A 21,746-nucleotide genomic window follows, 5' to 3' on the forward strand; every position below is an offset into this window, starting at 1 on the left:
ATCAACGTGGCCGGAAGGCGAACCCCCGTCGCCGCGCCGAGCCGGTTCCGCAGCTCGACCGCGGTCAGCGAGTCGAACCCCAGCTCCTTGAAAGCCCGTTCGGCACCAACGGCCTCTGACCCGTCGTGCCCGAGAACGGCCGCAACATGCGTACGGACCAGACCCAGCAGCTCCCGCTCCAGCTCGACCGCACCAAGACCGGCCAGTCGGCCGACCGGCGCACCGGCATCGCCTGCGGCCTCGACACGAGCAGGCTGGGTCTCCGGCAGCTCGGCAAAGAGGGTGCTGGGACGAGCAACAGTGAAGGCGGGCGCGAAACGCGCCCAGTCCACATCCGCAATGAGCACGACCGCATCAGCTGATGAGGCGGCGCTCTGCCGCAGGACGGCCATCGCCGTCTCCGGAGCCATCGGAGGCAGCCCCTCACGCCGCATCCGCGCGTCCATCGCCTCATCGGCGGCCATGCCGCCCTCGGCCCACGGACCCCACGCAAGCGACGTAGCCGCGAGTCCGGCGGCACGCCTCTGCTCAGCCAAGGCATCCAGGTAGGCGTTCGCGGCAGCGTAGTTGGCCTGACCGGCCGCACCGGTCATGCCACTCATCGAAGAGAACAGCACGAAGGCGGAAAGCTCGATACCCAGCTCGACCGTCAGCTCATGCAGGTTGAGCGCAGAAGCAGCCTTGGCGCGCAACACGGTCTCGAAACGGTCCGGCGTCAGCGCGTCCAGCACACCGTCATCGAGCACACCAGCGGTGTGCACCACCGCCGTCAGCGTGCCGGCCTCGGCAGCGAGCAGCGTCCGCAGAGCATCACGGTCGGCGGCATCGCACGCGACGACCGACACCTCCACACCCAGCCCGGACAGCTCCTCCACCAGCTCAGCAGCACCCGGAGCATCGGCGCCACGGCGGCTGGTCAGCACCAGACGCTCCGCACCCGCACCGGCCAGCCAACGGGCCACCCGGCTGCCCAGCGCACCCGTACCACCGGTCACCAGAACGGTCCCCGACGGCGTCCAAGAATCCCCACCGGCAGCGGCGCGGACCAGTCGACGCCCGAACACCCCGGAGGACCGCACCGCGACCTGATCCTCATCAGTTCCGGCGAGGACACCGACCAGACGGGCCATGGCTCGCTCATCCCACACCTCAGGCAGGTCAACCAGACCACCCCAACGCTGCGGAACCTCCAAGGCAGCAACCCGCCCCAGACCCCACACCTGAGCCTGAACCGCAGACACCAACCGATCCGAGCGACCCACACTCACCGCACCACGAGTCAGGCACCACAGAGGCGCCTCCACCCCGGCATCACCCAACGCCTGCACCAGACCAGCCGTCGGAACAACCCCAGCAACCTCATCCAACGCAAGCAGCGACACCACACCGGCAACGGGATCAACATCCGACAGCAGACCGGCCAGACCAGCCCGATCGGCACCCGGCTCGACCACAACCCGGCGCACGTCAGCACCACGCCCGGCCAGCGCATCCACGACAGCCGTGTCGTCCACACCCTCGGCAGGCACGACCACCAGCCACGAACCCGACAGCCGCACACCAGCGTCGACATCCGTCAGCGGCTTCCACGACGCTCGGTAGCGCCAGCGGTCCACTTCGGACTGAGTCCGCAGGCCACGGCGCCACGCCGACAGGGCCGGCAGGACCGTGCCCCAGGCGTCCTCGTCGTCCATGTCCAGAGTGGCGGCGAGCGACTCCAGGTCCTCGCGCTCCACCGCGTCCCAGAAGCGGGAGTCCACCTCGTCGGCGGCGGCGCCACTCCGCGTCGTGCCCGTCATCTGCAGCCAGTAACGCTGCCGCTGGAACGCGTACGTCGGCAGCTCCACCCGTCGAGCGCCCGAACCGGCGAAGAAGGCGGACCAGTCCACCGCCACACCCCGCACATGGGCCTGAGCCAGCGCGGCAACCGCCGTCTCCGCCTCGGGCCGCCCAGCCCGCATGACCGGCACGAAGACGGCGCCCTCGCCCCTCACACACTCCTGGCCCATGGCCGAGAGCACGCCACCCGGGCCGAGTTCCACGTACGTCGTGACGCCCGCGTCCTCCAGGGCGCGCATACCGTCGAGGAAGCGGACCGCTTCCCGCACGTGCCGGACCCAGAAGTCCGCCGAACCCATCTCATCCGAGACCAGGGCCCCGGTCAGGTTGGACACGACCGGAATACGCGGAGCGTCGTACGTGAGCCCCTCCACCACCTGGCGGAAGTCGTCGAGCATGCCGTCCATGTGCGGGGAGTGGAACGCGTGGCTGACCGTCAGCCGCTTGGTCTTCCGGCCCTGCGCCTCGAAGACCTCTACAACCGCGACCGCCGCGTCCTCATCACCAGCCACCACAACCGACTGCGGACCGTTGACGGCCGCAACGCTCACCCGGTCGGTCAGCAGAGGAAGAACCTCATCCTCCGACGCCTGCACAGCGATCATCACGCCACCGGCCGGCAGCGCCTGCATCAGACGACCACGAGCCGCCACCAGCACACACGCATCCTCCAGGGAGAGCACCCCGGCCACGTGCGCGGCAGCAATCTCGCCGATCGAGTGCCCGGCGACGAAGTCGGGCGTGGCACCCCACGACTCGACCAGCCGGAACAGCGCGACCTCGACGGCAAACAGCGCAGGCTGGGTATACGCCGTCTGGTCCAGCAGTTCCGCGTCCGCGCCGAACAGCACGTCCTTCAGCGGCAGTTCCAGCCGTTCACACACCGCATCCAGAGCGTCAGCGAACACCGGGTAGGCGTCATACAGCTCGCGCCCCATCCCCAGCCGCTGGCTCCCCTGCCCGGTGAACAGGAAGGCAACCTTCCCGCCGACCGGCGAGCCCTCAACCACTCCCGCCGCCGAATCACCCTCCGCCAGCGCCGCAAGACCGGCCAGCAGACCCTCGCGGTCCGCAGCAACCACCGCCGCACGGTCCTCGAACGAGGCCTTGCCGGCCGTCAGCGACCACGCGACATCAACCGAACGCACGTCCGGCGAGGCCAGGACGTAGGACTGGAGCCGGCGCGCCTGCTCCCGCAGAGACTCCTCGCCCTTCGCCGAGACCACCCACGGCACCACCGGTAGCAGCCCGCCCGCCACGGGCTCCTCCGCCGGTTCCAGAACCGGCGGCTGCTCGATGATCGTGTGCGCATTCGTCCCGCTGATACCGAACGACGAGACACCCGCACGGCGCGGACGCCCGGTCTCCGGCCAGTCCAACGCCTCCGTCAGCAGGGAGACGTCACCGGCCTCCCAGTCGATCTGGGCCGACGGCGCATCCACGTGCAGCGTCTTGGGCAGCACTCCATGCCGCATCGCCATGATCATCTTGATCACACCGGCGACACCGGCCGCGGCCTGCGTGTGCCCGATGTTCGACTTGATCGAGCCCAGCAGCAGCGGCCGGCCTTCCGGTCGCTCCTGGCCGTACGTCGCCAGCAGCGCCTGCGCCTCGATCGGGTCACCCAACCGAGTACCCGTACCGTGCGCCTCGACCGCATCCACATCCGCCGTCGTCAGACCGGCCCCGGCCAGAGCCTCACGGATGACGCGCTGCTGAGACGGACCATTCGGCGCCGTCAGGCCATTGCTCGCACCGTCCTGGTTGACCGCCGAACCACGCACAACCGCCAGAATCGGGTGACCGTTACGCACCGCGTCCGACTGCCGCTCCACCAGCAGCATGCCCGCGCCCTCGGCCCAGCCCGTACCGTCCGCAGCCGCCGCAAACGACTTGCAGCGGCCGTCCTCCGCCAGGCCGCGCTGGCGGCTGAAGTCGATGAACGTCTCGGGGGTGGCCATGACGGCCACACCGCCGGCCAGTGCCATGTCGCACTCACCGCCGCGCAGCGCCTGAATCGCCCAGTGCAGTGCGACCAGCGAGGACGAGCAGGCCGTGTCGACAGTGACCGCCGGACCCTCCAGCCCGAAGGTGTAGGCGATCCGGCCCGAGGCGATACTGCCGGCGTTGCCGGTGCCGAGGTACCCCTCGACGCCCTCGGGCAGCTCGTCACCGTTTCCGGCACCGTCCCCGATGCCGACGCCCGTGACGTAGTCGTGGTACATGACGCCCGCGAAGACGCCCGTACGGCTGCCCTTCAGCGCGGCGGGGTCGATGCCGGCCCGCTCGAAGGCCTCCCAGGAGGTCTCCAGCAGCAGCCGCTGCTGCGGGTCCATCGCCAGCGCCTCACGCGGCGAGATCCCGAAGAACGCCGGATCGAACTCGGCCGCGTCGTGGAGGAACCCGCCCTCCCGGGTATACGACGTACCTGCGTGATCCGGATCCGGGTGGTAGAGGGCCTCGACGTTCCAGCCGCGGTCGGTCGGGAAGGTGGTGATGCCGTCCCCACCCGTGGCGACGAGCTGCCACAGCTCCTCCGGCGACCGGACACCGCCGGGGAACCGGCAGCCCATGCCGACGATCACGATCGGGTCGTCGGTGACGCCCACGGCGGCCCGTACGGGTGTGCCCAGCGCACCCGCCTGGCCACCGGGGTCGGCAGTCACCGCGAGCTCGGTCAGCAGGTGCCGGGCGAGAGCCACCGGCGTCGGGTAGTCGAAGACCAGGGTCGGGGAGAGCCGGAGGCCGGTGTCCGCCTTGAGTACGTTGCGCAGTTCCACGGCGGTGAGGGAGTCGAAGCCGAGGTCACGGAAGGCCCGTTCGGCGTCGACAGCCTGGGCACCGGTGTGGCCGAGTACAGCCGCCACGTGGCCGGACACCAGGTCCAGCAGCACACCCTCATGCTCAGTGGCCGGCAGACCCAGCAAACGGGCGACCAGAGGCGAACCGGTGTCCGTCCGGCTGCCGCGCCGCTCCACGGTCCGGCGCGCGGGCACCCGTACGAGGGCACGCAGCAACGCCGGCGTCGAACCCGCCGAAGCCGCCTGGGCACGCAGAACGGCGAGGTCGAGGCGTATCGGCAGGAGCACGGCCGAGTTCACCGTCATGGCCGTGTCGAAGAGCGCAAGCCCCTCGTCACCCGCGAGCGCGCCGACGCCGTCCCGGGCGATGCGACGCAGGTCGACCTCGTCGAGCTGCCCCGCCATACCGCCGTTGCCCGCATGCGTGGCCCACAGGCCCCAGGCGAGGGAGGTGGCGGCAAGGCCTTCGGCCCGCCGGTGCTCGGCCAGGGCCTCCAGGAAGGCGTTCGCAGCGGCGTAGTTCGCCTGCCCCGCCGCACCGAACGCGGCAGCTGCCCCGGAGAACAGTACGAAGGCAGAAAGGTCCAGCTCCCGGGTGAGCTCGTGCAGGTTCCACGCCGCGTCCACCTTCGGGCGCAGCACGGCAGCCACCCGCTCCGAGGTCAGCGAGGAGAGGACACCGTCATCGAGGACGCCGGCGGTGTGGATGACGGCGGTCAGCGGGTGCTCGGCGGGTACGGTCGCCAGCAGCGCAGCCAGCGCATCACGGTCCGCGATGTCACAGGCGACCAGATCCGCACGGGCACCCAACCCGGCCAGCTCCGCAACCAGTTCGTCAGCACCCTCGGCGGCAGGACCCCTACGGCTGGTCAGCAGCAGCCGCTCGACACCGTACGCCGTCACCAGGTGACGGGCGAACAGCCGGCCCAGACTGCCCGTGGCACCCGTGATCAGCACGGTCCCGTTCGACGAATCGGCGAAGGCGGCGGGCAGCTCGGTCACGCTGTCGGACGACGGAACACGCACCAGACGCGGCGCACTGACCACACCCGCACGGATCGCCAGTTCCGGCTCACCGGCCGCCAGCGCGGCCGGAACCGCCGCCAGCGACGCTCCCTCCCCATCCAGATCCAGCATCACCAGCTGGCCGGGGTTCTCCGACTGCGCCGAACGCAGCAGACCACGCACCGCACCGCCCGGCAGATCCCCCACACCCACACCCGGCTCGACGGCCACCGCACCCGAGGTCACCCACACCAGACGGGTACCCGCGAACCGCTCGTCCGCCAGCCACTCCTGCACGGACGCCAGCGCGCCGTACACAGCCGCGTGAACGGAATCCGCGAGGTCACCGGAATCCGCAGCGGCGGACGGCGGCACGAACACCGCGTCCGGGACCGGCTCGCCCACCGCCAGGGCCGCACCCAGCGCGGCGGCGTCCGGGTACTCGATGACCTGCGCACCGGTGGTGTGCAGTCCGATCTCGTCCCGGCCCAGCACCGCCCATCGCAGGTCGGACGCACCAGCCGCCACGGGAGCTGCCGCAGGCACCCATTCCACGCGGAAGAGGGACTCCACATGTCCGCCGCCTCCGGCAGCGTTGACCTGGTCGGCCGAAGCCGGGCGGAGCGTGAGCGCCTCCACAGCCGCCACCGGACGCCCGGACTCGTCCGCCACCAGCAGCGCCAGAGTGTGCGGATCGTCCGAGGAGAGCGGGGTCAGGCGCATCCGCAGCGCAGACGCACCCACCGCGTAGAGGGAGACACCCGCCCAGGAGAAGGGCAGGAGAGCACCGGAGGTGGCCTGGTCGACGGTGTCGCCGTGGCCGATGGCGTGCAGGCCAGCGTCGAGCAGTGCCGGGTGCAACCCGAACCGCTCCGCATCCCGACGCCCGTACTCCGGCAGCACCACCTCGGTGAACAGCTCACCACCACGCCGCCAGGCCGCCTTCAACCCCTGGAACAGCGGCCCATAAGCGACACCGCCCTCGGCCAGCTCCGCGTACAGCCCATCGACATCCACCGGTACGGCACCGGGCGGCGGCCAGGCAGCCAGCTCACCGAACTCCTGCGCCGCCTCCGGCCGCGCACCGGCCGACAAAACACCGGACCCATGACGCGTCCACGGCTCCTCCGCCACCGCATCCTGGCGACGGGAATACACACTGAACGGCCGCCCACCAGAGGCGGCAGGCGCCTCCACGACGAGCTGAAGCTGCACGCCGCCCCGCTCAGGCAGAACGAGCGGCGCCTCCAGCGTCAGCTCCTCCACCACATCACACCCGACCTGATCACCGGCACGAACCGCCAGATCAACAAAAGCCGTACCCGGCAGCAGAACACCACCGTGAATCGTGTGATCCACCAACCATGGATGGGTATCGAGCGACAGCCGGCCGGCGAGCAGCACTCCCTCCGAATCGGCGAGCGACACCGCCGCGCCCAGCAACGGATGCCCGGCATCACCCAACCCGATCGCCTCCGGATCCCCAGAAGCAAAGGCCACCGCACTGGGCCAGTACCGCTCCCGCTGGAAGGCATACGTCGGCAGATCGACACGCTGGGCCCCCGTACCGGCGAAGAACGCCGACCAGTCGACGCCGACTCCCTGGACATGGGACTGCGCCAGAGCGGTGACAAGCGTCTCGTCCTCGGCGCGGCCGGCGCGGAGGACAGGGGTGAAGAAGGCGTGGGTGGTGTCGGTCAGGGAGTCCTGCGCGAGGGCGGACAGCACGCCGTCCGGGCCGAGCTCGATGAACCGCGTCACACCCGCGGCTTCCAGTACGCGCACACCGTCGAGGAAGCGGACCGCCTCCCGGACATGCCGCACCCAGAAGTCCGCCGAGCCCATCTCCTCGGCGACCAGCGCGCCGGTCAGGTTCGACACGACCGGAATACGCGGAGCCGCGTACGTGAGCCCCTCCACCACCTGGCGGAAGTCGTCCAGCATCCCGTCCATGTGCGGGGAGTGGAACGCGTGGCTGACCGTCAGCCGCTTGGTCTTCCGGCCCTGCGCCTCGAAGACCTCTACAACCGCGACCGCCGCGTCCTCGTCACCGGCCACCACAACCGACTGCGGACCGTTGACTGCCGCAATGCTCACCCGGTCGGTCAGCAGCGGCAGGACCTCATCCTCCGACGCCTGTACGGCGATCATCACGCCACCGGCCGGCGCCGCCTGCATCAGACGACCACGAGCCGCCACCAGCACACACGCATCCTCCAGAGAGAACACACCTGCCACATGCGCCGCAGCAATCTCGCCAATCGAATGCCCGGACAGGAAGTCCGGCCGCACACCCCACGACTCCACCAGCCGGAACAGCGCCACCTCAACCGCAAACAACGCCGGCTGCGTGAACTCCGTCCGGTCCAACAGCTCCGCATCCGCCCCGAACAGCACATCCTTCAGCGGCCTGTCGAGCACCGCATCCAGGCGCGCGCAGACCGCATCCAGCGCGTCCGCAAACATCGGGAAGGCGTCGTACAGCTCACGCCCCATCCCCAGGCGCTGGCTCCCCTGCCCGGTGAACAGGAAGGCGGTAAGGCCGTCGCCGACCGTTCCCGTGGCGATCCGGGGCACTGATTCGCCGGTGGCGATTCGTCCCAGGGCTTCCCGCAGCTCCTGGGCGTCTCCGCTGACCGCAACGGCGGCAGCTCGGCGGTCGAGGTGCGCGCGGCTCGTGGCGAGGGAGTAGGCCACGTCGACGGCATCCATGTCGCCGCCCTCGGCGGCGTCCAGGTGCGCGGCCAGAGCTGCCGCCTGCGCCCGGAGGGCTTCCTTGGTCCTGCCGGAGAGGAGGTACGGAAGGACACGGGCCGACGGTCGTACGGCAGGCCGCGCGTCGGGGCTCGCCAACGGCTCGGCATCCGGTGCCTGCTCGATGATCGTGTGCGCGTTCGTGCCGCTGATGCCGAAGGAGGACACGCCGGCGCGGCGCGGGCGGCCGGTCTCGGGCCACTCACGCGACTCGGTGAGCAGGGCGATGTCCCCCGCCGACCAGTCGACGTGCGGGGTCGGCTCGTCCACATGCAGGGTCTGCGGCAGCACCCCGTGCTGCATCGCCAGCACCATCTTCATCACACCGGCGACACCGGCCGCCGCCTGCGTGTGCCCGATGTTCGACTTCACCGAGCCCAACAGCAGCGGACGCTCAACCGGCCGCTCCTGCCCGTACGTCGCCAGCAGCGCCTGCGCCTCGATCGGGTCCCCGAGCCGCGTACCCGTACCATGCGCCTCCACCGCATCCACGTCCGCAGCCGACAGACCCGCGCTCGCCAGCGCAGCCCGAATGACGCGCTGCTGCGACGGACCATTGGGCGCCGTCAAACCATTGCTCGCACCGTCCTGGTTGATCGCCGAGCCACGGACCACGGCCAGCACCGGATGACCGTTACGGCGCGCGTCCGACAGCCGCTCCACGAGCAGCATGCCCACACCCTCGCCCCACCCGGTACCGTCCGCCGCAGCCGCGAACGCCTTGATCCGGCCGTCCACCGCCAGCCCACGCTGACGACTGAAGTCGACGAAGTTCTCGGGCGTCGACATCACAGTCACGCCGCCGGCCAGGGCGAGCGAGCACTCGCCGTTGCGGAGCGCCTGGATCGCCCAGTGCAGGGCGACCAGCGACGACGAGCAGGCCGTATCGACTGTGACGGCCGGGCCTTCGAGACCGAACACGTACGAGACGCGGCCGGACATGACGCTACCGGCGTTGCCCGTACCGACGTGGCCTTCCAGGCCGTCCTGTTCGCGGGTGATGACGGAGAGGTAGTCCTGGCCGTTGGTGCCGACGAAGACGCCGGCCCGGCTGCCGCGCAGCGACGACGGGTCGATGCCGGCCCGCTCGAACGCCTCCCACGAGGTCTCCAGCAGCAGCCGCTGCTGCGGGTCCATGGCCAGGGCCTCGCGCGGCGAGATCCCGAAGAAGTCGGCGTCGAACTCCGCCGCTCCGGTGACGAATCCGCCCTCGCGGGTGTAGGAGGTCCCCGGCTGGTCCGGGTCGGGGCTGTAGAGGCGGTCCAGGTCCCAGCCGCGGTCCGCCGGGAACCCGGCGACCGCGTCAGTACCTTGCACGAGCAGCTGCCACAGAGCCTCGGGGGATGCGATACCGCCGGGGAAGCGGCAGCTCATCGCCACGATCGCGATCGGATCGCCGTCGACGGCCGCGGCGACGGGCAGCAGGGCGCCGGAGACGGGAACGGTGCCGACGAGCTCGTCGCGGAGGTGGTCGGCCAGCGCGGCGGACGTGGGGTAGTCGTAGATGAGCGTGGCAGGCAACCGGAGCTCGGTCGCCGCACTCAGGCGGTTGCGCAATTCGACGGCGGTAAGCGAGTCGAACCCGAGCTCCTTGAAGGCGCGTTCGGCGCCGATGGCGTCCGAGCCGTCGTGGCCGAGAACGGCGGCGACGTGCGTACGGACCAGGCCGAGCAACTCCCGCACCTGCTCGGCGGGCGCGAGCGCAGCGAGCCGCTCGGAGAGGGTGACCGGCCCGTCCGCGTGCGCGGTCGCCCGGGCGCGGGCGTCGGTCGTAGCGCGATTGGCGCCTGCTACCTCGCTGAGCTCACCGAAGAGTTCACTGCGGCGTACGGCCGTGTGGCCGGCGACGTAGCGCTCCCATTCGACGTCAGCAACCGTGAGGGAGGCGACCTCTGCGCCAACGGCCTGCCGAAGAGCACGGATCGCCGACCGCGCGTTCATCGGGGGCACTCCGTCCCGGCGCATCCGGGCCTCGAGCGCGTCGTCGGCGGCCATGCCGCCCTCGGCCCACGGACCCCACGCGATCGAGGTCGCGGCCAGGCCGGCTGCGCGGCGCTGCTCGGCCAAGGCGTCCAGGTAGGCGTTGGCCGCAGCGTAGTTGCCCTGACCGGCCGCACCGATCGTGCCGCTCATCGAGGAGAACAGCACGAAGGCGGAGAGCTCGATACCCAGCTCGACCGTGAGTTCATGCAGGTTGAGCGCGGAAACGGCCTTGGCGCGCAATACGGTCTCGAACCGCTCAGGCGTCAACGCATCCAGCACGCCGTCATCCAGCACACCAGCGGTGTGGACCACCGCGGTCAGCGTGCCGACCTCGGCAGCGAGCAGCGCACGGAGAGAATCCCGGTCGGCGGCATCGCACGCGACGACCGACACCTCCACACCCAGCCCGGACAGCTCCCCCACCAGCTCAGCAGCCCCGGGAGCGTCGGCACCACGGCGGCTGGTCAGCACCAGACGCTCCGCACCCGCACCGGCCAGCCAACGAGCCACCTGGCCGCCCAGCGCACCTGTGCCACCGGTGACCAGGACCGTCCCGGACGGCTCCCAGGACCCCGTACCCCCACCAGCAGCAGCCCGGACCAGTCGACGCCCGAACACCCCGGAGGACCGGACCGCGACCTGATCCTCACCACCGCCGGCCAGTACGCCGACCAGGCGGGTCATGGCCCGCTCGTCCCACACCTCGGGCAGGTCGACCAGACCGCCCCAGCGCTCAGGCAGCTCCAAGGCAGCAACCCGGCCCAGACCCCACACCTGAGCCTGAACCGCAGACACCAACCGGTCCGAGCGACCCACACTCACCGCACCGCGAGTCAGGCACCACAACGGCGCCTCCACCCCGGCATCACCCAACGCCTGCACCAGACCAGCCGTCGAGACAACCCCAGCAGCCTCATCCAGCGCAAGCAGAGACACCACACCGGCAACGGAATCGGCATCCGACAACAGACCGGCCAGAGCCGCACGATCCGAACCGGGCTCGACCACCACCCGACGGACCTCAGCCCCACGCCCAGCCAGCACATCCACCAAGGTCGTGTCGTCCACGCCCTCCGCAGAAACCACCAGCCACAGCCCCGACAACCGCGCACCAGACGCAACGTCCGTCAACGGCTTCCACGACACCCGGTATCGCCAGCCATCGACCTCCGCCTGCTCTTGGTGCTGGCGACGCCAAGCCGACAGAGCAGGAACAAGCTCGCTGAAGCGCGCGTCGTCGTCCACCTCCAGTTCGGACGCCAAAGACGCGAGATCGCCGCGCTCCACCGCTTCCCAGAACCGGGTGTCCACCGCATCGATCGCCTGTGCAGGAACGCCGCGGGCGCCCGACAGGACCGTCTCCGGCCAGTAGCGCTGCCGCTGGAAGGCATACGTCGGCAGCTCCACCCGCCCGACACCCATACCGGCGAAGAAGGCGGCCCAATCCACCTCCACACCCCGCACATGCGCCAGAGCCAGCGAAGAAACCACCGACTCTGCCTCGGCCCGCCCCGCACGCAGAGCTGGCACGAAAGCAGCGTCCGCATCTCTGGCCAGGCAGTCCTGTGCCAGCGCGGACAGCACACCGTCGGGACCGACCTCCACGAACGTTGTGACCCCGGCGGCCTCCAGAGCCCGCACACCGTCCAGGAAGCGCACCGCCTCCCGCACATGCCGGACCCAGAACTCCGCCGAACCCATCTCGTCCGAGACCAGCGCACCGGTCAGGTTCGACACGACCGGAATACGCGGAGCCGCGTACGCAATCCCCTCCGCCACCTGGCGGAAGTCGTCCAGCATGCCGTCCATGTGCGGCGAGTGGAAGGCGTGGCTCACCGTCAGCCGCTTGCTCTTCCGCCCCGGGAAGGCCTCCGCGACGGCGACCGCCGCCTCTTCGTCACCGGCGATGACCACCGACGTCGGGCCATTGACGGCCGCGATGCTCACCCGGTCGGTCAGCAGCGGCAGGACCTCGTCCTCCGAGGCCTGCACGGCGATCATCACACCACCGGCCGGCAGCGCCTGCATCAGACGACCACGAGCCGCCACCAGCACACACGCGTCCTCCAGCGAGAACACACCCGCCACATGCGCCGCAGCAATCTCACCAATCGAATGCCCGGACAGGAAGTCCGGCCGCACACCCCACGACTCCAGCAGCCGGAACAGCGCCACCTCCACCGCAAACAACGCCGGCTGCGTGAACTCCGTCCGGTCCAACAGCTCCGCATTCGCCCCGAACAGCACGTCCTTCAAGGGCACATCGAGCTGGGAGTCGAACCGCGCGCACACTCCGTCCAACACATCCGCGAACACCGGGAACGCGTCATACAGCTCACGCCCCATCCCCAGCCGCTGACTCCCCTGCCCCGTGAACAGGAACGCCAGCCCACCACCCGACACCGCACCCTGCACCACACCCGGCACCTGCTCACCGGCGGCAAGGCCGCGCAGGCCGGCCCTCAGCCCCTCACTGTTCGCGGCATCCGCGACCAGGACCGCCCGAGCATCGAGGGAGGACCGCTCAGTGGCGAGCGAGTGGGCGATGTCGGCGGTGGCGGCTTCCGGGTTCTCCGTCAGCCACGCCACAAGCTGCTCCGCCTGGGCGCGCAGCCCGGCGGGGTTCTTGGCGGTGACGACGAACGGCAGGGCCGGGATGTCGGCACCGGTGGGGTGACTGGGTGCCGTCGCCTCGTCCGCGCTGGGGGCCTCTTCGATGATGGTGTGCGCGTTCGTACCGCTCAGGCCGAACGACGACACGCCGGCGCGGCGCGGACGGCCGGTCTCGGGCCACTCACGCGACTCGGTCAGCAGGGCGATGTCCCCCGCCGACCAGTCCACGTGCGGAGTCGGCTCATCAACATGCAGCGTCTGGGGCAGCACCCCGTGCTGCATGGCCAGCACCATCTTGATCACACCGGCCACACCGGCCGCAGCCTGCGTGTGCCCGATGTTCGACTTCACCGAGCCCAGCAGCAGCGGCTGCCCGGCCGCCCGCTCCTGCCCGTACGTCGCCAGCAGCGCCTGCGCCTCGATCGGGTCACCCAGCCGGGTACCCGTACCGTGCGCCTCCACCGCATCCACGTCCGCAGCCGACAGACCCGCGCTCGCAAGCGCAGCCCGGATCACCCGCTGCTGCGACGGACCGTTCGGCGCCGTCAAACCATTGCTCGCACCGTCCTGATTGATCGCCGAACCCCGGACCACGGCCAACACCGGATGACCGTTCCTACGCGCATCAGACAGCCGCTCCACGAGCAGCATGCCCACACCCTCGCCCCACCCGGTACCGTCCGCCGCAGCCGCGAAGGCCTTGATCCGGCCGTCCTCCGCCAGCCCACGCTGACGACTGAAGTCGACAAAGGCATCAGGGGTGGACATCACGGTCACACCACCGACGAGCGCCATGGAGCACTCGCCCTGCCGCAACGCCTGAACAGCCAGGTGCAGGGCGACGAGCGAGGACGAGCAGGCCGTGTCGACCGTGATCGCCGGGCCTTCGAGTCCGAACACGTACGACAGTCGGCCGGAGACGACGCTCGCCGCGTTGCCCGTACCGACATGGCCTTCCAGGCCGTCTGCTTCGCCCGCGACCAGGGAGAGGTAGTCCTGCCCATTGGTGCCGACGAAGACACCGGCCCGGCTGCCCTTCAGCACAGCGGGGTCGATGCCGGCCCGCTCGAACGCCTCCCACGAGGTCTCCAGCAGCAGCCGCTGCTGCGGGTCCATCGCCAGCGCCTCACGCGGCGAGATCCCGAAGAAGTCGGCGTCGAACTCCGCGACGTCGTAGAGGAATCCGCCCTCGCGCGTGTACGACGTTCCGGGCTGGTCCGGGTCCGCATCGTAGAGGCGGTCCAGGTCCCAGCCGCGGTCCGCCGGGAACTCGGCAACGGCATCCGTGCCCTGCGCAAGAAGTCGCCAGAGGGCTTCGGGCGTCCGTACCCCGCCGGGGAAGCGGCAGCTCATCGCCACGATCGCGATCGGATCGCCGTCGACGGCCGCGGCGACGGGCAGGGGGGCGTCCGCCATCGGCGCGCTGCCCACCAGTTCGCCCCGCAGGTACTCCGCGAGCGCCGACGAGGTCGGGTAGTCGTACACGAGCGTGGTGGGGAGCCGAAGTGCGGTGGCCGCGCCCAGGCGGTTGCGCAGGTCAACGGCGGTCAGGGAGTCGAAGCCGAGCTCCTTGAAGGCGCGTTCGGCGCCGACGGCGTCCGAGCCGTCGTGGCCGAGAACGGCAGCGACGTGCGTACGGACCAGGCTGAGCAGCTCCCGCTCCTGCTCGGCCCGGGGCAACCCGGCCAGCTTCGCGAACGCGGCGCCCGCGACGTCAGCGCCCGTCACCACGGTCCCGTGACCCGTCACCGCAGCGTCGGCGCCCGACCCGTCGGTGACGAAATCGGCGACCGACGGGTTGGGACGTACGGCTGCCACGACGGACGTGAAGCGGTCCCAGGTGATGTCCGCGACGGTCAGGGCGGCTTCGCCGGCACCGACGGCCTGCGCCAGCGCGGCGATCGCGGCGTCGGGGGCCATCGGCGGCACGCCCTCGCGCCGCATTCGCGCGTCCATCGCCTCATCGGCGGCCATACCGCCCTCGGCCCACGGACCCCAGGCGATCGAGGTCGCTGCCAGGCCGGCGGCGCGCCTCTGCTCGGCGAGGGCGTCCAGGTAGGCGTTGGCCGCAGCGTAGTTGCCCTGACCGGCCGCACCGATCGTGCCGCTCATCGAGGAGAACAGCACGAAGGCGGAGAGCTCGATACCCAGCTCGACCGTCAGCTCGTGCAGGTTGGCCGCCGAGGTCGCCTTGGCCCGCAGCACGCCCTCGAACCGCTCGGGCGTCAGCGCGTCCAGAACACCGTCATCCAGCACACCAGCGGTGTGGACGATCGCCGTCAGCGTCTCGGCCTCAGCCGCGAGCAGCGTCCGCAGAGCGTCACGGTCGGCGGCGTCACACGCCACGACCGACACCTCGACACCCAGCCCGGCCAGCTCGGCTACCAGCTCAGCAGCACCCGGAGCATCGGCACCCCGGCGGCTGGTCAGGACCAGACGCTCCGCACCCGCACCAGCCAGCCAACGAGCAACCCGACCACCCAGCGCACCCGTACCACCAGTGACCAGAACCGTCCCCGACGGCGTCCAGGAGGCCGTACCACCAGAAGCGGCGCGTGCCAGCCGACGCCCGAACACGCCAGAGGACCGGACGGCTACCTGGTCCTCGCCGGATCCGGCCAGGACACCGACCAAGCGGGCCATGGCTCGCTCGTCCCACACCTCAGGCAGGTCAACCAGACCGCCCCAGCGCTGCGGAACCTCCAAAGCCGCCACCCGGCCCAGACCCCACACCTGAGCCTGAACCGCCGAAACCAACCGGTCCGAGCGCCCCACACTCACCGCGCCACGGGTCAGGCACCACAGCGGCGCCTCCACCCCGGCATCACCCAGCGCCTGCACCAGAGTCACGGTCGGGACAACACCCGCGGTCTCGTCCACGGCAAGGAGAGAAACCACACCGGCAACGGCATCAACATCCGACAGCAGACCGGTCAGAGCCGCACGATCAACACCGGGCTCGACGACGACCCGACGGACCCCAGCCCCACGCCCAGCCAGCGCGTCCACCACAGCCGTGTCGTCCACGCCCTCGGCAGGCACGACCACCAGCCACGACCCCGACAACCGCACACCAGACACAACGTCCGTCAACGGCTTCCACGACACCCGGTATCGCCAGCCGTCCACCTCCGACTGGGTCCGCACACGGCGGCGCCACGCCGACAGAGCCGGGACGACCTCGCTCAGCGGCTGTTCGCCGTCGGCGTCCAGTTCGAGCGCGGCAGCAAGCGCGGCCACGTCCTGGTGCTCTACCGCGTCCCAGAACACACTGTCGACCGGATCGGTCCGGTGCACACCCGCCGCCACGGCAGCCTCGGCGGCGGGGGTGCGGGCGTTCATCCAGTAGCGCTGGCGCTGGAAGGCGTACGTCGGCAGCTCGACCAGCCCGGCACCCGTACCGGCGAAGAGGGCGGCCCAATCCACCTCCGCGCCCCGGACGAACATACGGGCGACGGCGTCGAGCAGGGTGGTCGCTTCGGGGCGGCCGGAGCGCAGGGTGGCGGCGAAGGTCGGGGCCGCGGTGTCCTGCGGGTCGGTGGTGGCCAGGCAGTCCTGGGCCATCGCCGTGAGGACGGGGTCGGGGCCGAGCTCCAGGAAGGAGTCGGCGCCGCGTGCCCGGAGGGTGCGTACGCCGTCGAGGAACCGGACGGCCTCGCGCACGTGCCGGACCCAGTGCTCGGGGTTGGCCAGTTCGGCGGCGGTGGCCGTGGTCCCGGTGAGGAGGGAGACGACGGGGAGGGTGGGCGTGCCGTAGTCCAGGACCTGCGCCACCCGGCGGAACTCGTCCAGCATGCCGTCCATGTGCGGCGAGTGGAACGCGTGGCTGACCGTCAGCCGCTTGGTCTTCCGGCCCTGCGCCTCGAAGACCTCGGCAATCGCGACCGCCGCGTCCTCGTCACCAGCAACGACCACCGACGCCGGGCCATTGATCGCGGCGATGCTCACCCGGTCGGTCAGCAGCGGCAGGACCTCGTCCTCCGAGGCCTCCACGGCGATCATCACACCACCGGCCGGCAGCGCCTGCATCAGACGACCACGAGCCGCCACCAGCGAGCACGCGTCCTCGAGTGAGAACACACCCGCCACATGCGCAGCGGCGATCTCGCCCACCGAGTGGCCCGCCACGAACGCCGGGCGCAGGCCCCACGACTCGACGAGCCGGAACAGCGCCACCTCCACCGCGAACAGCGCGGGCTGGGTGTAGGCGGTCTGGTCCAGGAGGGCCGCCTCCGGGCTGCCTTCATCGGCGAACAGCACGTCGAACAGAGGGAGTTCGAGCTGCTCGTCGAGGTACCAGCAGGCGTCGTCGAGGGCGTCGGCGAACACCGGGTAGGTCTCGTACAGTTCGCGGCCCATGCCGAGCCGCTGGCTGCCCTGGCCGGTGAAGAGGAAGGCGAGGCGCCCCCCGGCAGAGGCGGCGCGGACGACCGTGGGGGTTTCGGTGCCTTCGGCGAGGGCGTCCAGGCTGCGCTGGAGGGCGGTGCGGTCGTCGCCGAGGACGACGGCCCGCTGTTCGAAGCGGCCTCGGGTGGCCGCGAGGGAGTGGCCGATGTCGAGGGGGGTGGCGTCGGGGTGGGCGTCGAGCCAGTCGCTCAGGCGGCGGGCGGCGGCTCGCAGCGCCTCGGGGGTCTTGGCGGACAGGGCCCAGGGCAGCGGCCCGGTCGCCTGCTCCGCCTCGGCGTCCGGGCTGCTGCCTTCGACCGCCTCGACCGGCAGTTCCTCGGCCGGCGGTTCCTCGATGATGGCGTGGGCGTTGGTGCCGCTCATGCCGAAGGAGGAGACGCCGGCCCGGCGCGGGGTGTCCGACGTCGGCCAGTCGACGGCGTCGGTGAGGAGCGAGACGGCTCCGGCCTCCCAGTCGACGTGCGGGGTCGGTGCGTCGACGTGCAGGGTGCGGGGCAGTACGCCGTGGCGCATCGCCATGACCATCTTGATGACGCCGGCGACGCCGGCGGCGGCCTGGGTGTGCCCGATGTTCGACTTCAGGGAGCCCAGCCACAGCGGCCGGTCCGCGGGGCGGTCCTGCCCGTACGTGGCCAGCAGCGCCTGCGCCTCGATCGGGTCCCCGAGCGTCGTACCCGTACCGTGCGCCTCCACCGCATCCACCTCGGCGGCGGTCAGGCCCGCGTTGGCCAGTGCCTGCCGGATGACGCGCTGCTGGGCGGGGCCGCTGGGCGCGGTCAGGCCGTTGCTGGCGCCGTCCTGGTTGATGGCGGTGCCGCGGACCACGGCCAGGATCCGGTGCCCGTTGCGCCGCGCGTCGGAGAGGCGTTCCACCAGCAGCATGCCGGCGCCTTCGCCCCAGGCCGTGCCGTCGGCTGCGGCGGCGAAGGGCTTGCAGCGGCCGTCGGGGGCGAGGCCGCGCTGGCGGCTGAAGGAGACGAACGAGCCGGGGCTCGCCATGATGGCGACGCCGCCGGCGAGTGCCAGGGAGCACTCGCCGCTGCGCAGGGCCTGGACGGCGAGGTGCAGGGCCGCGAGCGAAGAGGAACAGGCGGTGTCGACGGTGACGGTGGGGCCTTCGAAGCCGAAGGTGTAGGCGATCCGGCCGGAGGCAACGCTGGCGGCGTTGCCGGTGACGAGGTAGCCCTCGAATCCGTCGGCGGCGTCCTCGAGCCGGGGGCCGTATTCCTGGGTCTCGGCGCCGACGAACACGCCGACCTGGCCGCCGCGGAGTCCGGTGGGGTCGACGCCGGCCCGGTCGAACGCCTCCCAGGACGTCTCCAGGAGCAGACGCTGCTGGGGGTCCATGGCCAGCGCCTCGCGCGGGGATATTCCGAAGAATCCGGCGTCGAATTCGTCGGCGTCGTGCAGGAATCCGCCTTCGCGGGCGTACGTGGTGCCGGCCCGGTCGGGGTCCGGGTCGTAGAGCGAGTCGAGATTCCAGCCGCGTCCGGTCGGGAATTCGGAAATGGCGTCGGTGCCGGTGGCAACAAGATCCCAGAGCGCTTCGGGGGAATGCGCGTCGCCGGGGAATCGGCAGCCGATGCCGACGATGGCGATCGGTTCGTCGCTGCCTGCGGTCGCCGCGGTGACGGGCGCCTCGGCAGGGGCGGTCAAGCCCAGGAGGAGGGCGTGGATCCGGTGGGCGAGGCGGGCCGGGGTGGGGTGGTCGAAGGCCAGGGTGATGGGCAGGCGCAGGCCGGTGCCGGCCACCAGCCGGGCATGCAGGTCGACGGCGGCGAGCGAGTCGAAGCCCAGGTCGAGGAAGGAGCGGTGTGGGTCGAGGGTGTCGGGTGCGGCGTCGCGCAGGGCGGCGGTGACCAGTACGGAGACCCAGTCGAGCAGTGCGGTGTGCTGTTCGCTCTCGGTCAGGCCGGCGAGCTGCTCGCGCCACCCGTCGGGGCTGTCGCCGTGATGAACGTCCGGGGTTCCGCCGGCCTGGGAGGCGCCGTCGATTTCGACTGCGAAATCCTGGGACTCGTTCAACATCGCGCGCTCCATCACTCCGTGCAGAGAAACCTGAGACCAGGGATGACCCTAGACACGGGAGAGTCGCCGAAGAAACCCCTAACAATCCCCCTACGGACCCCTATGTGATGGCCGATCAGAATGCGGCGGGAGTGCGATGGGAATGCGCTGTGAATCCACGGGCGCGACCGAATCATGATGCCCTCGGAGCATGGGCAATTGCAAGGAATTCCAAAAGACGAGCGGGCCGGCGGGGGGAGGGGACCCCCGCCGGCCCGCGGTCGCGTCGGCTGCTGCTGCTGCTGGTGCTGGTGCTGGTGCTGGTGCTGCTGCCGGTGCTACATGCGGATCTCGGGACGGTAGACGTCCAGCCAGATCGCGGTGTCCAGGGCCCGCTCCAGGCCGTTGCGGGTGGCCGGGGCCAGGTTCTCGGGGGCCGCGCTCACGGATTCGGCCAGCCAGTCCCGGCTGACGATCTGGAAGACGGGGCCGTCCTCGCCCAGCAGTTCCTTGGCGTTCTGCTGGAGCGCTTCGGCGTATCGCCAGTCCTGGACGACGGGGTAGGGGCTCTTGACCCGCTCGATTACGGACTGCGGCAGGAGGCTCTTCGTGGCCCCGCGCAGCAGGCTCTTCTCCCGGCCGTCGTACGTCTTCATCGACCATGGCGTGTTGTATACGTACTCCACGAGGCGGTGGTCGCAGAAGGGCACCCGGACCTCCAGGCCCACGGCCATGCTCATGCGGTCCTTGCGGTCCAGCATCATCCGCAGGAAGCGGGTGAGGTGCAGGTAGGACAGCACGCGCATGCGCTGCTCGTGCGGGCTCTCGGATGCCACGCGGCCGATCTCGGCGAGGGCGGTCGCGTAGTTGTCGGCGAGGGTCTCCAGCGGGTTGAGCGCGATCAGCGTGTCGAGGTTGTACATCTCGACGGGCTGGGTGTTGGGGGTGGCCCCGATCATGCCCGCGGTGATCCAGGGGAAGGTGTCCCGTTCCTGTACGACGGGGTTGTGCAGCCATCCGTAGCCGCCGAAGACCTCGTCGGCGGCCTCGCCGGAGAGGGCGACGGTGGACCGTTCGCGGATGGCCTTGAAGAGCAGGTAGAGGGAGACGTCCATGTCGCCGAGGCCGGCCGGGCTGTCCCGGGCGATGACGACCTGGCGGCGTACCTCGGGGTCGGCGAGGGAGGTCGGGTCGAGCACGATGTCGGTGTGCTCGGTGCCGGCGTGGCGGGCCATGGCGGTGGCGAAGTCGGCGTCGCGGCTGCCGTGCACGTGGTTCGGCACGAAGTCGGTGGATTCTCCGGTGAAGTCCACGGCGAAGGTGTGCAGCGGCAGGCCCTCGGCGGTGCGGCGTTCGGCGGCGAGCGCGGTGATGGCGCTGGAGTCCAGGCCGCCCGACAGCAGGACGCAGGTGGGAACGTCGGCGACCAGCTGGCGGCCGACGGTGTCGTCGAGGATCTCCCGGACCCGCTCGACGGTGGTGTCCAGGTCGTCGGTGTGCTCGCGGCTCTCCAGCCGCCAGTAGGTGTGGCTGCGGATGCCGTTGCGGTCGACGGTGACGACGGTGCCGGGCACCACCTCCACCACGCCGTCCCAGATGGTCTCGCCGGGCGGCCGGTTGAAGGCGATGAACTCCCGCAGTCCGCGGGCGCTGACCACCGGCTTGGCCAGGGGGTTGGCGAAGATCGCCTTGGGTTCGGAGGCGAAGAGCACCCCGTCGGCGGTGGGGTGGTAGAAGAGCGGCTTGACGCCCATCCGGTCGCGGATCATCACGAGCTTGTGCGTACGGGCGTCCCAGACGGCGAAGGCGTACATGCCGTTGAGCCTGGACGCCATCGCCTCACCCCACTCCAGGTAGGCGTTGAGGACGACCTCGGTGTCGCTGGAGGTGCGGAAGTGGTGGCCGCGTCCGCGCAACTCGTCGCGCAGCTCACGGTAGTTGTACACCTCGCCGCTGTAGGTCAGTGCGACCCGGCCGTCGGGGGTGGCGGTCTGCATCGGCTGGACGCCGCCCGCCAGGTCGATGATGGCGAGCCTGCGGTGGCCGAGGGCGGCGGGGCCGTCGATCCACCTGCCTCCGGCGTCGGGCCCCCGCCCCGTCAGTGTCTGGACCATGCGGTCCAGGGTGGTGGTCTCCTGGGCCAGGTCTCGGTCGTAGGCGATCCAGCCGGCGATGCCGCACATGCGATGCTCCTCAGTCTCGCGGCGCTTCCTGACGGGTTGATGCGTACGGCTCCCCCGCCCCAGCCGACGGGGGCCACGGTGTTCGGACACGTCCGAGGGGCCTCGACGCCCGACGGGCGCGCCTGTCCGCCCTGACAGTAAATTCCGGCCAGGT

The 21,746-nt window shown here is 70.8% G+C and carries 2 protein-coding genes and 2 pseudogenes; all 4 read right to left on the bottom strand.

Features of this window, described 5'->3' with window-relative positions:
* A partial coding sequence (locus ABT123_RS36725; protein ID WP_502970945.1) for a type I polyketide synthase occupies positions 1–6,317 on the bottom strand: 6,317 nt, incomplete at its 3' end.
* A pseudogene (locus tag ABT123_RS36730) lies at positions 6,306–9,071 on the bottom strand (type I polyketide synthase); the annotation flags it as partial. The gene ABT123_RS36725 and the pseudogene ABT123_RS36730, both read right to left, overlap by 12 nt.
* Before the next feature lie 30 nt (positions 9,072–9,101).
* Positions 9,102–19,325 (bottom strand): annotated as a pseudogene (locus ABT123_RS36735) (type I polyketide synthase); the annotation flags it as partial.
* 422 nt (positions 19,326–19,747) lie between these two features.
* Positions 19,748–21,592 carry an asparagine synthase (glutamine-hydrolyzing) gene (asnB, locus tag ABT123_RS12410; protein WP_351312512.1) on the bottom strand — a complete coding sequence of 615 codons (1,845 nt, stop codon included), beginning with the start codon at positions 21,590–21,592 and terminating at the stop codon, positions 19,748–19,750.
* Positions 21,593–21,746 lie beyond the last annotated feature (154 nt).

The organism is Streptomyces sp. NPDC002054 (genome assembly GCF_040296685.1).
Lineage (GTDB): Bacteria > Actinomycetota > Actinomycetes > Streptomycetales > Streptomycetaceae > Streptomyces.

Excerpts from the sequence above, each read along its gene's own strand:
- asnB (WP_351312512.1), bottom strand. The coding sequence starts at position 21,592 with ATGTGCGGCATCGCCGGCTGGATCGCCTACGACCGAGACCTGGCCCAG.